The following is a 13,945-nucleotide window of genomic DNA, read 5'->3' as shown; positions in this document are numbered from 1 at the left end:
ATAGGGAGCGCCCCGGCGGGCCGGTGCAGCCACCCCGCTGCGACGCCCGCCCGCCGTTCACGGCCGGTCGAGCCGCAGCCGCTGCGCCTTCGGCAGGCCCGCCACCACCAGGTCGTACGAGTCCTCCACCAGCTCCCGGACCAGCGCGCCCGGCAGCCCGTCCGGCCCGCCCACCGTCACGGTGTTCCAGTGCCGCTTGTTCATGTGGTAGCCGGGCACGATCGCCTCGTGCTGCTCCCGCAGCCGCACGGCCTCTTCCGGCTCGCACTTGAGGTTGACCTTCAGCGGCTCGGCGTCCAGCGCTGTGAGCGCGAACACCTTCCCCAGCACCTTGAACACCGAGGTCTGCGGCGTGAACGGGAACTCCTCCACCGCCGCGCCGAAGCCCAGGCAGAAGGCCCGCAGCTCGTCCGGCGTCATCCGGCCTCCCCGCCCGGCGTCATCCGGCCTCCTCGCCCGGGTCATTCGCCCTCCTCGCCCTCGGTCTCCGCCACGACCACCGGCTCCACCAGCACGGTCACGATCTTGTTCCGCCGTCCCGCGGGCGATTCGGCCGTCAGCCGCAGCGGACGCCCGTCGGGCAGCTCCACCAGCGCCGAGGCGCCCGCGATCGGCACCCGGCCCAGCGCCTTCGCCAGCAGCCCGCCGACCGTCTCCACGTCCTCGTCGTCGAAGGCCTCGACCTTGAACAGCTCACCGAGGTCGGTGATGTCGAGGCGGGCCGTGACCCGGTAGCGGTCACCGCCCAGCTCCTCGACCGGCGGGAGCTCCCGGTCGTACTCGTCGGTGATCTCGCCGACGATCTCCTCGAGGATGTCCTCGATGGTGACGATGCCGGCCGTGCCGCCGTACTCGTCGATGACGACGGCCACGTGGTTGCGCACCTGTTGCATCTCGCGCAGCAGATCGCCCGCGTTCTTGGTGTCCGGAACGAAGACCGCCGGGCGTATGACGGTGGAGACCAGGTCGGACTCCGCCCCCCGGCTGATGTGGGTCTTGCGGACCAGGTCCTTCAGGTAGACCATTCCGACGATGTCGTCCTCGTTCTCCCCGGTCACCGGGATGCGCGAGAAACCGGACCGCAGCGCCAGCGTGGTCGCCTGACGCACCGTCTTGTAGCGCTCGATGCACACCAGGTCGGTGCGCGGCACCATCACCTCGCGCACCAGGGTGTCGCCGAGTTCGAAGACCTGGTGCACCATCCGGCGCTCGTCGTCCTCGATCAGCGATTCCTTCTCCGCCAGGTCCACCATCGCGCGCAGCTCGGCCTCGGAGGCGAACGGCCCCTTGCGGAAGCCCTTTCCGGGCGTGAGCGCGTTGCCGATGAGGATCAGCAGCTGCGGCACCGGCCCCATCACCCGGGCCAGCGGCACCAGGACGTACGCGGCCGCCGTCGCGGTGTTCAGCGGGTGCTGGCGGCCGATCGTACGGGGGGACACGCCGACAGCCACGAAGGAGACGAGCACCATCACGGCGATCGCCACGAGGAGCGCGGTCCAGTTCTCGCCGAACTCGTCGAGGCAGACGTAGGTGACGAGGACCCCGGCCGCCATCTCGCAGGTGACCCGCACCAGCAGAGCGACATTGAGGTAGCGGGTGGGGTCCCCGGCCACCTGCGCGAGCTTCTCGCTGCCGCGCCGGCCCGCCCGTACGGCCTGCTCGGCGCGGAAGCTGGAGATGCGGGCGATCCCGGACTCGGCGCAGGCCGCGAACCAGGCCACCACCACCAGCAGGACCGCGCCGGTGATCAGTTGCGGGGCGTTCACGAGACGGTCGGTGCCGGGGACGCGCCCGTCATGCCGCGCTCACCGCGCCAGCCGTCGACGATGGCCGCCTGGAGGCCGAACATCTCGGCCTTCTCGTCCGGCTCCTCGTGGTCGTACCCGAGCAGGTGCAGCACCCCGTGGACGGTCAGGAGCTGGAGCTCCTCGTCCATGGAGTGCTGCGTCGGGGCGTCCTCGCCCTGCTTCTTGGCCACCTCGGGGCAGAGCACGATGTCACCGAGGAGCCCCTGCGGGGGCTCCTCGTCGTCCTTCGCCGGCGGACGCAGCTCGTCCATCGGGAAGGACATGACGTCGGTGGGTCCGGGAAGGTCCATCCACTGGATGTGGAGCTGCTCCATCGCCTCCTCGTCGATCACGATGACGGAGAGCTCGGAGAGCGGGTGGATCCGCATCCGGGTGAGCGCGTAGCGGGCGATGTCGAGGATCGCCTGCTCGTCGACCTCGATTCCGGACTCGTTGTTGACGTCGATCGACATGGTGCGCTGGGTTCTACTTCCGCTGGTAGCCGTTCCGGGACTGCTGGACGTCCTGGATGTCGTCGTACTTCTCGTACGCGTCGACGATACGGCCGACCAGCTTGTGCCGGACGACATCCTCGGACGTGAGCCGCGAGAAGTGGATGTCCGGCACCCCGTCCAGGATCTCCTGGACCTGGCGCAGACCGCTCTTGGCGCCGCCCGGCAGGTCGATCTGCGTGACGTCACCGGTGACGACGATCTTCGAGTCGAAACCGAGCCGGGTCAGGAACATCTTCATCTGCTCGGCGGTGGTGTTCTGCGCCTCGTCGAGGACGACGAAGGCGTCATTGAGGGTGTTGTGCGTCAGCAGGTAGTCCTGCGTGACGTACAGCGAGTCCTCGGCCGCGACCTGGATACACACCGCCTCTTCCCGCCCTGCGGGCTCGATCGAGTCGATGAAGCGCATCGGGCGCCCGCCGCCGCCGGCCGCGTGGTACTTCTCGCTCTTGCGTGCGAGGCGGAACGGTTCGATGCCCTCCGGCAGGCGGATGTCGACCACGTGCGCGTCGAACCGGTGCGCGGCCAGGGCGGAGCCCTGCACCCGGCCCTCCGCCGGACGGCGTCGGGCGTAGGCGACGCCGCCGAGCGACTGGACGAGCGCCATCACGTCGTCCCGGAGCATGATCGACGTCGTCGAGTACTGGATGCGGCACGTTCGGTCCTGCTGTGTGACCGGTCCTCCGTCGGAGTCCAGCAGGCCCTGGAGCACGGCGAGACGGATCTCCGCTGTGTTGAAGAGGTAGTCGTCCGGCACGAACTTCGAGTGCGAACGGCTGCCGAGCAGATCGAGTTCACGCATGACCCGGGTGACGGGATTCTCCAGGGTGACCAGGTCACCCGGGGACTTCACCCGGTTCAGCACGTAGTCGGGGCCCCCCTTGTGGCGCGCGACGACGCCGGGAAGTGCCGACTCCAGAGCATGGACGAGTTCCTCGTCCTCCGTGGAGAACGACGGCGCGGTGGAGCCCGTCAGGCAGCCGTCCCCGAGCAGCAGACCCAGCGCATAGGGGTCCATCGGAACTTCACGCTCGGGGAATTCGACGGGAGCGGTGAGCAGCGGCAGCTCGTAGCGGCGGGCGTGCGCCGCACGGAGGTTGCCGATCATCTCCTTGGTCTCCAGGACCCGCCACGGCTTGTCGCGGCGCTTGTCCGAGGCCGTACGGACCGTCCACAGGTGCTCGCCACAGCACAGAGTCCAGGAGCCGTCCTGGGCCGTGACGCGGTAGATGTCCTTCTCGCCCTGCGGGTAGACGCCGAGAACCGGGGTCGGCTCGCCGTTCGATCCGACGACCAGGTCACCCACCTGGAGGTCGCCGATGGGACGCCAGCCGTCGGGCGTCAGGACCTTCGTGAAGAGGGGCTGGGCGCGGCCTCGCATGTACGCCAGCGGCGCCACCTCGATCGTCCCCGCCGCCATCAGGCGCGGGATCGAGTCCGGGTCGAGCATGTCGTGCAGGGCGTCGTAGAGCGGGCGCAGGTACGGGTCGATCTTGTCGAAGAGGGTGCCCGGGAGGAAGCCGAGCCGCTCCCCCGCCTCGACGGCGGGCCGGGTCAGGATGATCCGGCTGACCTGCTTGGACTGCAGGGCCTGGACCGCCTTGGCCATGGCCAGGTAGGTCTTTCCGGTACCGGCGGGGCCGATGCCGAAGACGATCGTGTGCTTGTCGATCGCGTCGACGTACCGCTTCTGGTTGAGGGTCTTGGGCCGGATGGTGCGGCCGCGGCTGGAGAGGATGTTCTGCGTGAGCACCTCGGCGGGCGTCTCCTCGGGGCCGCCCTTGCCGTTGCCGCTCGCCTTGAGCATGGCGATCGAACGTTCCACTGCGTCCTCCGTCATCGGCTGCCCGGTGCGGAGCACCAGCATCATCTCGTCGAACAGGCGCTGGATCAGAGCGACTTCCGCCGCCGCTCCGATCGCTCTGACCTGATTGCCCCGAACATGGATGTCGGCCTTCGGAAAGGCCTTCTCGATCACGCGCAACAGGGCGTCACCCGAGCCGAGCACCGTCACCATCGGGTGCGTGGCCGGAACGGTGAAGTGGGCTCGCGCCTGCCCCGGCGCGGGGGTGTGGGCTGTGGGTGTCTGAGTCATGGGCCGGCACTGTGGCCTGCACATACCTCCCGCTGAGGGGCCTCGCCGATCGACGACCTCCGGACTACCAAGCCTACGTCTCCGCCCGGGCTTCCCCGAGGGGTTTTCCCACCCGCTCCGCGACCGGGCCCGGCCCGGGCCCGGCAAGATCCGCAAGAGGCGCCCTACGCGGAGTGCCGGAAGCCGATCGTCGGCACCGCCCTGCGCCGTGCGGCCGGGGACGGGGCCTGCGGGATCAGGGCGTCCAGGAAGGCGTACCGGCCGCCCAGCCCCTCCGGGACGGACCGCCACCAGTGGGCCACCTCCGGCCAGCCGGGGGCCGACAGGGATCCGCCGAACTCCTGGACCGACAGGGCGGCCGTCAGGCCGGCGAAGGCCAGCCGGTCCGCCAGCGGCCAGCCCGCCAGGGTGCCGGTCACGAAGCCGGCCACGTACACGTCGCCCGCCCCCGTCGGGTCCAGCGCGTCCACCGTGATCCCCGGGACGTGTGCGGTCTCCCCGGTGCGCCCGTCCACCGCGTACGAGCCCTCCGCGCCCATCGTCACCACCGCGATCGGCACCTTCTCGGCGAGCGCCCGGGCGGCCGCCCGCGGGCACTCGGTCCGCGTGTACCGCATCGCCTCGCCCGCGTTCGGCAGGAAGGCCTCGCAGTACTCCAGGTCGGCCAGGGCCCCCAGGTCCCAGCGGCCGCTCTCGTCCCACCCGACGTCCGCGAAGACCCGCGAGCCGCGCCGCGCGGCCTCCCCGATCCACGGCTCGCCGCGGCCGGGCCCGAGCGAGGCCACGGCCGCGCGGGCTCTCGGCGGGCACTGCGGGAAGGGCCCGGGGCCCGCGGGGGGAGGCGCCTCGTGGCCGTGCGAGACCATGGTGCGCTCGCCCTCGTAGGCCATCGAGACCGTGACGGGGCTGTGCCAGCCGGGGACGGTCCGCGACATGGACAGGTCGATGCCCTCGCCCTGTTCGAGCGCGTCCCAGCAGTACTCGCCGTAGTGGTCGTCGCCGAAGGCCGCGGCGAGCGAGGTGTGCAGGCCGAGCCGGGCCAGGGCGGTGGCCATGTTGGCCACGCCGCCGGGGGAGGAGCCCATGCCGCGCGCCCAGGACTCGGTGCCGCGCACCGGCGCCGAGTCGAGGCCCGTGAAGATGATGTCGAGGAAGACCGTGCCGGTCAGGAAGACGTCGCACGCCGGGTCCTGGGGGTCGCGCAGCGGACCGAGCGGGTCCACTGCTGCGTCGCGGCTGGTGAGGCTGTCCCGACTGGTCACGGTGTACTCCCCGGTTTCTTGCGTGCGCGGACCGATGTCTTGAAGGTTCGTTTCTGCAGCAGGGTTTTCGGTGGAAAGCTGCCAGCCTTGCCCACCTCGGACACGGCCAAAACCCAGTGTGTCGCACATCACCCTCTGACGGCCCTTTTCCCCAACTCCGCCCGGTTGATAGACAGGGGCCCCGCTCTCTCCGCGGCGCCCCACGCACCAACTGGAACCCCGTGCCCCTCCGCACCCCCGGGCCGCCTTCCGGGCCCCCCGCCGCCTGGCCCCTCGTGGCCCTCTTCACGGCCGGCTACCTCGCCCCGTACCTCCTGCCGACCCTCGTGGGACGGCTCGACGCCCACCTGCCGCTGAGCCCCGCCCAGGCCGGTCTGATCGGCACGGCCCTGCTGCTCGGCTCGGCCGCCGCCGGGTTCGTCCTCGCCTCCCGCATCCCACGACACGGGCCGCGCCGGCCGGCCCGGCTCGGGCTGCTGCTCGCCGTCGTGGGCTACGGCACGGCCGCCGCGACCCCGCTGCTGCCCCTGGTGGTGGCGGGCGCGGTCGTCGGCGGCTTCGGCTCCGGCACCGCGACCGCCGTGGCCGCGTCCGGGATCGCCGCACAGCGCGACCCGCACCGCACCTCCGCGCTCGGGCTGCTGTCGGTCTCGGCGGCGGCGGGCGCGCTGTACCTGACGCTGCCGCGCCTCGGCGGCGGGCACGGGCTGCCGTTCGCCGCCATCGCCCTGCTCGCGGCGGCGGTCTGGCCGGCTACGGGCCGTCTCGGCGGCCACGGCGGTGCGGCGGTCACCGCGGTCACCGCGGGGCGGCTCCCGTACCCGCGCGCCGGGGTGGTCCTGGCGGGGTGCCTGATGCTGTGGTCGCTGGCCCAGAACGCCCTGTGGGGGGTCAGCGGCCGGATCGGCGCCCAGCAGGCGGGCCTGTCGGAGGTCACCCTCGGCATGGTCTTCGCCGCGGCGCTCGGCGCGGGCCTGCTCGGCGTCACGGCCGCCTCCGCTCTCGGCGCCCGCCTGGGCCGGGCCGTCCCGGTCGGCGCGGGCACGGCCCTGATCGCCTGCTGCGTGGTCCTGTCCTCCTCGGCGCAGGGCCTGGCCGCCTTCGCGGCCGGGGAGATCCTCTGGAACGCCCTCTATCCCATCGTCCTGTCCTACGCCATCGGCCTCGCCGCGGCCCTGGACCCGCGCGGCCGCTGGGCGGTGCTGGCGGGCTCCGCCTCCTCGCTCGGCGTGGCCTGCGGGCCGGTCACCGGCAGCCTGCTCGCCGAGGGCGCGGGCTTCCCGGGCATGGGCCTGGTACTGGGCGGGCTGCTGCTGGCCGTGGCCGGGCCGATGGCCGCCGTCGCCCTGCACGCGGGCGGCCGCCCGCTGACCGCGGGCTCGGTACGCCGCCGCGGCGGAGCCCCGGCCGCGGTGCTGGCGGCGGGGGCCGGGACCCCTCCGGGGACGGTCCCCCGCGTCGGCGCGGCGGAGCTGGAGGTGGCGGAGATCCGGGTGCGGCGGCTGCCGAAGCGGGTGCTGCTGCTGTCTCCGGCGGCCCGTACCCGGCCGGTGCGGCCCCCGGCCCCGGGCCGCCGCCGAGATCCCCGGTGGCACCGCTCCGGACGCGCCTGCGGGCCGCCTTCCCGAGGCTCCACCCCGGACCCCGCGCCTCAATCGCCGGCGGGGCTGAGGGTGGCCTGCCAGAGCGTCAGGGGCGCTTCGGGAGCGGGACCCGCAGCAGGTCCGCCGCGATCGTGAGTTCGCCCTCGAAGCCCGCGGCACGCGCCTGGCGTTCGAACTCCGAGGGGTCCCCGTAGCGCTGCGAGAAGTGCGTCAGCACCAGGTGCCGTACGCCCGCATCCCGTGCCGCGCGGGCGGCCTGACCGGCGGTGAGGTGGCCGTGGTCGGTGGCCAGTTGGCCGTCCTCGTCGAGGAAGGTCGACTCGATCACCAGCATGTCGCAGCCCTCGGCGAGCTCGTCCACGCCGGGGCAGAGCCGGGTGTCCATGACGAAGGCGAACCGCTGCCCGGGCCGGTGCTCGCTGACGTCGTCCAGCGTGACCCCGCCGAGCTGCCCCTCGCGCTGGATCCGGCCCACGTCCGGCCCCTTGATCCCGTGCCGCGCGAGCAGCTCGGGGACCATACGGCGCCCGTCGGGCTCGGTGAGCCGGTAGCCGAAGGACTCCACCGGGTGCGAGAGCCGCCGGGCCTCCAGGACGTACGAGGGCCCCTGCGCCAGGGTCCCGTCCGCGGCCACGGGTTCCTCGAGGAGCGGGACGGTCTCCCGGTAGGCGGTGGCGTAGCGCAGCCGGTCGAAGAACTTCTGCCCCGAGGCCGGGTAGTGCGCGGTGACGGGGTGCGGGACCCGGTCGAGGTTGATGCGCTGGATCACCCCGGCGAGGCCGAGGCTGTGGTCGCCGTGGAAGTGGGTGACGCAGATCCGGTTGATGTCGTGGGCGGCCACGCCGGCCCGCAGCATCTGCCGCTGGGTGCCCTCGCCTGGGTCGAAGAGGATGCCCTCGCCGTCCCAGCGCAGCAGGTAGCCGTTGTGGTTGCGGTGGCGGGTGGGCACCTGGCTGGCGGTGCCCAGCACCACGAATTCGCGTACGGACACGGCCTATCCGGGGGGCCACTGGAGGCCGCGGCCGCCCAGGAGGTGGGCGTGGGCGTGGAAGACGGTCTGGCCGGCGCCGGCCCCGGTGTTGAAGACGATCCGGTAGCCGTGGTCGGTGATCTTCTCGTCCAGGGCGATCTGCCCGGCCTCGCGCAGCAGGTCGGCGGTGATGGCCGGCTCGGCGGCGGCGAGGGAGGCGGCGTCGGGGTAATGCACCTTGGGGATCACGAGCACGTGCGTCGGCGCCTGCGGGTTGATGTCCCGGAAGGCCACGGTCGTCTCGGTCTCCCGGACCACGGTCGCCGGGATGTCCCCTGTGACGATCTTGCAGAACAGGCAGTCGGCCTGCGGTTCCCCGGCCATCGCTTCGCCTCCGTGTCGTTGATCGGTCCGGGCATCGTATCCCCGGAGCGCGTACGGGAATCGGCGGCCTCCCCGGCCCGGGCCGCTCCTCCGCACGGGGGACGGGAGGCGGGGGACGGGGGACGGGGGACGGGCCGGGCCGCGTCACTCCGCGCGGGGCCGGCGCCGCCACCGCGCCGCCACCGCGCCGCCACCGCGCCGCCACCGCTCCGGCCCGTCGTGCGGGACGTCAGCCCCAGCGCCCGGTGCGGGCCAGCAGGACCGCCGTCGCCGCCGTGCCCGCGGTGGAGGTCCGCAGGACCGACGGGCCCAGCCGGTAGGGGTGGGCCCCGGCCTCGGCGAAGGCGGCCAGTTCCTCCGGGGAGACGCCGCCCTCGGGGCCGACCACCAGGACGATCGAGCCCGAGGCCGGCAGTTCGGCCGTGGCCAGCGCGCCCGAGGGGGCCTCCCGGTCCTCGTGGAGGACCATCGCCAGGTCGGCCCCGGCCAGCAGCGCGGCGACCTGCTTGGTGGACATGGCCTCCGCCACCTCGGGGAAGCGGACGCGGCGGGACTGCTTGCCCGCCTCCCGGGCGGTGGCCCGCCACTTGGCGAGGGACTTGGCTCCCCGGTCGCCGCGCCACTGCGTGATGCACCGCGAGGCCTGCCAGGGCACGATCGCGTCGACGCCCGTCTCGGTCATGGTCTCGACGGCCAGTTCGCCGCGGTCCCCCTTGGGGAGGGCCTGGACCACGGTGATGCGGACCGCGGGCTGCGGTTCCTGTCCGGCCGAGGACACCGCCACCGTCAGGCGGTCCTTGCCCTCCGCGGACTTCACGACCGCCTCGGCCCAGCCGCCCCGGCCGTCCGTGAGGACCAGCGCCTCGCCCGGGTTCAGCCGCTTGACGGACACCGCGTGCCGGCCCTCGGGGCCCTCCAGGAGGAACTCCGGTCCCGTGGGGACCTCCTCGACCACGAACACGGGGGCGGTCATGACGCACTCCTCATCTGCATTACCTTCAACGCGCTCTGTGCCTCGGCCAGTTCGGCGGCCAGCACCTCGACCAGCTCGGCGGCCGGCAGCGTCCGTGCCAGCCGGTGCCCCTGGCCCGCCCACAGGGCCATGCCCTGCGGGTCCCCGGCCGTGGCGGCCGCCTTGCGCAGCCCCGAGGTCATGTAGTGGACCTGCGGGTACGCGGCCGGGGCGTACGGCCCGTGCTCCCGCATGAAACGGTTCACCAGGCCCCGCGCGGGCCGTCCGGAGAAGGCCCGGGTGAGTTCCGTACGGACGAACAGCGGGTCGGTCAGGGCCTTCTTGTGCAGCGGGTGCGCCCCGGACTCCGGGCAGGCCAGGAAGGCCGTACCGAGCTGCGCGGCCTCGGCGCCCGCCGCCAGCAGCGCCGCGATCTGCGAGCCCCGCATCAGACCGCCCGCAGCGACGATCGGGAGGCCCACGGCCTCGCGTACCTGCGCCACCAGTGCGAGCAGTCCCACGGCCGCCGTGCCGTCGGCCTGCGGGTCGTCGCGGTGGGTGCCCTGGTGGCCGCCGGCCTCCACGCCCTGGACGCAGACGGAGTCGGCGCCCGCCTCCTGCGCGGCCTTGGCCTCCTCGACGGAGGTCACGGTGACGACGGTGTGCGTACCGGCCTTGCGCAGGGAGGCGAGGGCGGCGGACGAGGGGCAGCCGAAGGTGAACGAGACGACCGGGACCGGGTCTTCGAGGAGGATGGCGAGCTTGGCGTCGTAGCCGTCGTCGCAGGTGCCGATGATGTCCTCGGCGGCGAGGGAGACCTCGTACCAGCTCGCCTCGCCCGCCAGCTGCCCGCGGTACGTCTCGACGGCGGCCGGGTCCACGTATCCGGTCTGCGGCATGAAGAGGTTCACGCCGAAGGCGTGCCGGGTCAGCGCCCGCAGCCGTTTGATCTCCTGGTACATGCCGTCGGCGGTCTTGTAGCCGCCGGCCAGGAAGCCCAGCCCGCCCGCCTCGCACACGGCGGCGGCGAGCGGCGGGCACGAGGCGCCGCCCGCCATGGGAGCCTGCACGATCGGGTAGGGGGAGAGACCGTTCAGTGCGGTGGACATGGACTGCATCGTGCCATGTCCCGCTCATCGCACCGAATCACGGCATTCGCCTGGCATAGTCCGCTTCCCCGGGGCCGGCGACCGCCCCCCCGCGGCCCCCTTGCCGAAGCACCGAGCCCGGCCCCGGGGATCCCCGGGGCCGGGCTCGTGAGCGGGTCTGCGGACCGGCAGCTGACCGGCCCGCAGACCGGTCAGCTTCCGGTCAGCGACCGTTGAAGGCGTCCTTCAGCCGGCTGAACAGGCCCTGCTGCCCCGGCGCGAACTGGCCCATCGGCCGCTCCTCGCCGCGCAGCTTCGCCAGCTGGCGCAGCAGTTCCTCCTGCTGCGCGTCCAGCTTGCCCGGGGTGGTGACCTCGACGTGGACGATCAGGTCTCCGCGCCCGCCGCCCCGCAGGTGCGTGACACCGCGCCCGTGCAGCGGGATCGCCTGCCCCGACCCGGTACCGGGCCGGATGTCGATCTCCTCCAGGCCGTCCAGGGTCTCCAGCGGGCATTTGGTGCCCAGCGCCGCCGCCGTCATCGGGATGGTGACGGTGCAGTGCAGGTCGTCCCCGCGCCGCTGGAAGGTGGGGTGCGGCAGCTCGTGGATCTCCACGTACAGGTCGCCGGCGGGGCCGCCGCCGGGGCCGACCTCGCCCTCGCCCGCGAGCTGGATGCGGGTGCCGTTCTCGACGCCCGCCGGGATCTTGACGGTGAGGCTGCGGCGGGAGCGGACCCGGCCGTCGCCCGCGCACTCGGGGCACGGGGTCGGGACCACGGTGCCGAAGCCCTGGCACTGCGGGCAGGGGCGCGAGGTCATGACCTGGCCCAGGAAGGACCGGGTGACCTGCGACACCTCACCGCGGCCGCGGCACATGTCACACGTCTGCGCGGAGGTGCCGGGGGCGGCGCCCTCACCGGAGCAGGTGGTGCACACCACGGCCGTGTCGACCTGGATGTCCTTGGTGGTCCCGAAGGCCGCCTCGTCCAGCTCCAGGTCCAGGCGGATCATGGCGTCCTGGCCGCGGCGGGTCCGCGAGCGCGGGCCGCGCTGCTGACTCTGGCCGAAGAAGGCGTCCATGATGTCGGAGAAGTTGCCGAAGCCGCCCGCCCCGAATCCGCCCGCTCCGCCGCCGCCTCCCGAGGAGGACAGCGGGTCGCCGCCGAGGTCGTAGACCTGCTTCTTCTGCGGGTCCGAGAGCACCTCGTACGCCGCGTTGATCTCCTTGAAGCGCTCCTGCGTCTTCGGGTCCGGATTCACGTCCGGGTGGAGTTCACGCGCGAGGCGGCGGAAGGCCTTCTTGATCTCGTCCTGCGATGCGTCGCGGCGCACGCCGAGAACGGCGTAGTAGTCCGTGGCCACTTACGACTCCGCCAGGATCTGTCCGACGTAACGTGCCACTGCGCGTACCGCTCCCATCGTTCCGGGGTAGTCCATGCGGGTCGGTCCGACCACGCCGAGTTTGGCGACTGCTTCGCCGCCCGAACCGTAACCGACGGAGACGACAGACGTGGAGTTCAGTCCCTCGTAGGCATTCTCATGCCCGATCCGTACGGCCATTCCCGACTCGTTGGCCTCGCCCAGCAGCTTGAGGAGCACGACCTGCTCCTCCAGCGCTTCGAGCACCGGCCTGATCGTCAGGGGAAAATCGTGTCCGAAGCGGGTGAGATTGGCGGTTCCGCCGATCATCAGCCGTTCCTCGGCTTCCTCGACCAGGGTTTCGAGGAGTGTCGTGAGCACGGTGGAGACCGTGCTGCGGTCCTCGGCCTCGAAGGATTCGGGGAGGTCCTGGACGAGTGGGGGCACATCGGTGAAACGGCGGCCGACGACCCTGCTGTTGAGCCGGGCCCGCAGGTCGGCGAGGGAGGTCTCGCTGAACGGGCTCGGGCAGTCGACCAGCCGCTGCTCGACGCGTCCGGTGTCTGTGATCAGTACGAGCATCAGGCGCGCGGGAGCGAGCGAGAGCAGCTCCACGTGCCGGACGGTCGACCGGGTCAGGCTCGGGTACTGGACGACGGCGACCTGCCGGGTGAGCTGCGCGAGCAGCCGCACCGTACGGCCGACCACGTCGTCGAGGTCGACGGCGCCGTCGAGGAAGTTCTGGATGGCCCGGCGCTCGGGCGACGACAGCGGCTTGACCCCCGCCAGCTTGTCGACGAAGAGCCGGTAGCCCTTGTCGGTGGGGATCCGGCCGGCGCTGGTGTGGGGCTGGGCGATGTAGCCCTCCTCCTCCAGCACGGCCATGTCGTTGCGCACGGTGGCGGGCGAGACGCCGAGCCGGTGGCGTTCGGTGAGCGCCTTGGAGCCGACCGGCTCCTCCGTCCCGACGTAGTCCTGGACGATGGCGCGCAGCACTTCGAGTCTGCGTTCGCTGAGCATCGCGCACACCTCCAGCTGTGGTCCGTTGCCTTGCTCGTTGCTGTTTGCTGCTTGTTTGACTGGCACTCCGAGCGTTCGAGTGCCAGAGATCCCCCGCTCAGTGTACGGCCGGGTAGTAAGACCCTGGCAAGGGCGGCCCGCCAGGGTAGCGTCGCGGCATGGACGTGCGTTGGGAAGAGGCGGGCTGGGAACGGCTGACCGGGCGGGCCGGCCGCAGGCGCCTGCCGGTGTGGGATTGCACGGCGGGGCTGGTGGTGGGGGACGAGTCGGTGCTCCTGATCGACCCGGGTTCCTGCCTCCGGGAGGGGGCGGAGCTGCGGGAGCAGGCGGAGCGGCTGACGGGCCGCCGCGTGACTCATATCGCATTCACCCACGGACATTTCGACCACGTACTGGGGGCGCCGGCCTTCTCCGGGGCCGAGGTGTTCGGGGCGGTGGGCCTGGACACGGTGATGTCCCTGGGCCGCGAGGAGCTGCGCGCGAGCGCCGTACGGCACGGACTGGCGGAGTCCGAGGCCGCCGAGGCGACGGCCTCGCTGGTGGTGCCGCGCCATCCGGTCTCGGGCGAGTGGACGCTGGACCTCGGCGGGCTGCAGGTGCTGCTGGCCAACGTGGGACCCGGCCACACCGGGCACGACCTGGCGGTCTTCGTACCGGACGGGCGCGAGGTGGTCTTCTGCGGGGACCTGGTGGAGGAGTCCGGCGACCCCCAGGCGGGCGGGGACGCGGCGCCTCGGCAGTGGCCCGCCGCCCTGGACCGGCTGCTGTCGCTGGGCGGTGAGGACGCGCTGTACGTACCGGGTCACGGAGCGGTGGTCACCGCGGGTTTCGTACGTGAGCAACGCGCCACACTGGCCGCCCGTTTCGGCGTGTCGGCGACATGACGGCCGGGGCTCTCCTACTGTCGGCCG

Annotated in this window: 13 protein-coding genes; 2 read left to right on the top strand and 11 right to left on the bottom strand. The window is 72.6% G+C overall.

Features of this window, described 5'->3' with window-relative positions:
• Window positions 1-57: 57 nt before the first annotated feature.
• The 5 genes from OG447_RS13600 to OG447_RS13580 form a co-directional block, all read right to left on the bottom strand.
• Complete coding sequence (locus OG447_RS13600) at window positions 58-420, bottom strand: MmcQ/YjbR family DNA-binding protein (protein WP_266936746.1); 363 nt, start codon at window positions 418-420, stop codon at window positions 58-60.
• Window positions 421-461: 41 nt separating this feature from the next.
• Window positions 462-1,766: a hemolysin family protein gene (locus tag OG447_RS13595; protein WP_266936745.1), complete on the bottom strand. Its 1,305-nt coding sequence runs from the start codon at window positions 1,764-1,766 to the stop codon at window positions 462-464.
• Window positions 1,763-2,260 (bottom strand): rRNA maturation RNase YbeY, encoded by a 498-nt coding sequence (gene ybeY / locus OG447_RS13590; RefSeq protein WP_266936744.1) that lies wholly within the window; start codon window positions 2,258-2,260, stop codon window positions 1,763-1,765. Before ybeY ends, OG447_RS13595 begins: the two co-directional genes overlap by 4 nt.
• Window positions 2,261-2,273: 13 nt before the next feature.
• Window positions 2,274-4,394 carry a PhoH family protein gene (locus OG447_RS13585; RefSeq protein WP_266936743.1) on the bottom strand — a complete coding sequence of 707 codons (2,121 nt, stop codon included), beginning with the start codon at window positions 4,392-4,394 and terminating at the stop codon, window positions 2,274-2,276.
• 164 nt (window positions 4,395-4,558) lie between these two features.
• Window positions 4,559-5,656: a carbohydrate kinase family protein gene (locus OG447_RS13580; RefSeq protein ID WP_266936742.1), complete on the bottom strand. Its 1,098-nt coding sequence runs from the start codon at window positions 5,654-5,656 to the stop codon at window positions 4,559-4,561.
• A 221-nt stretch (window positions 5,657-5,877) separates the two neighbouring features.
• Between OG447_RS13580 and OG447_RS13575 the strand changes: the two genes are divergently transcribed.
• Window positions 5,878-7,395, top strand: a complete 1,518-nt coding sequence (locus OG447_RS13575; RefSeq protein WP_266936741.1) for an MFS transporter — start codon at window positions 5,878-5,880, stop codon at window positions 7,393-7,395.
• On the opposite strand, the gene OG447_RS13570 is transcribed toward OG447_RS13575, so the two are convergent.
• The 6 genes from OG447_RS13570 to hrcA form a co-directional block, all read right to left on the bottom strand.
• Window positions 7,346-8,251, bottom strand: coding sequence for a ribonuclease Z (locus OG447_RS13570; RefSeq protein WP_266936740.1), 906 nt, complete (start codon window positions 8,249-8,251; stop codon window positions 7,346-7,348). The two genes, OG447_RS13575 and OG447_RS13570, sit on opposite strands and share 50 nt — an antisense overlap.
• A gap of 3 nt (window positions 8,252-8,254) precedes the next feature.
• Window positions 8,255-8,614, bottom strand: a complete 360-nt coding sequence (locus OG447_RS13565) for a histidine triad nucleotide-binding protein (RefSeq protein ID WP_266936739.1) — start codon at window positions 8,612-8,614, stop codon at window positions 8,255-8,257.
• Between the two features lie 229 nt (window positions 8,615-8,843).
• Window positions 8,844-9,587, bottom strand: a complete 744-nt coding sequence (locus tag OG447_RS13560; RefSeq protein WP_266936738.1) for a 16S rRNA (uracil(1498)-N(3))-methyltransferase — start codon at window positions 9,585-9,587, stop codon at window positions 8,844-8,846.
• Complete coding sequence (locus OG447_RS13555) at window positions 9,584-10,675, bottom strand: nitronate monooxygenase (RefSeq protein ID WP_266936737.1); 1,092 nt, start codon at window positions 10,673-10,675, stop codon at window positions 9,584-9,586. Before OG447_RS13555 ends, OG447_RS13560 begins: the two co-directional genes overlap by 4 nt.
• 202 nt (window positions 10,676-10,877) lie before the next feature.
• Window positions 10,878-12,017: a molecular chaperone DnaJ gene (dnaJ, locus tag OG447_RS13550; protein ID WP_266936736.1), complete on the bottom strand. Its 1,140-nt coding sequence runs from the start codon at window positions 12,015-12,017 to the stop codon at window positions 10,878-10,880.
• Entirely contained in the window at window positions 12,018-13,034 is a 1,017-nt protein-coding gene (hrcA, locus tag OG447_RS13545) for a heat-inducible transcriptional repressor HrcA (RefSeq protein ID WP_266936735.1), read from the bottom strand.
• Between the two features lie 158 nt (window positions 13,035-13,192).
• Between hrcA and OG447_RS13540 the strand changes: the two genes are divergently transcribed.
• Window positions 13,193-13,918, top strand: a complete 726-nt coding sequence (locus OG447_RS13540) for an MBL fold metallo-hydrolase (RefSeq protein WP_266936734.1) — start codon at window positions 13,193-13,195, stop codon at window positions 13,916-13,918.
• Window positions 13,919-13,945: the final 27 nt, after the last annotated feature.

The sequence above is a fragment of the Streptomyces sp. NBC_01408 genome (assembly GCF_026340255.1).
In the GTDB taxonomy this organism is placed as follows: Bacteria; Actinomycetota; Actinomycetes; order Streptomycetales; family Streptomycetaceae; genus Streptomyces.
The sequence above is the reverse complement of the archived record's forward strand: the minus strand, read 5'-3'. Positions and strand labels throughout refer to the sequence as shown.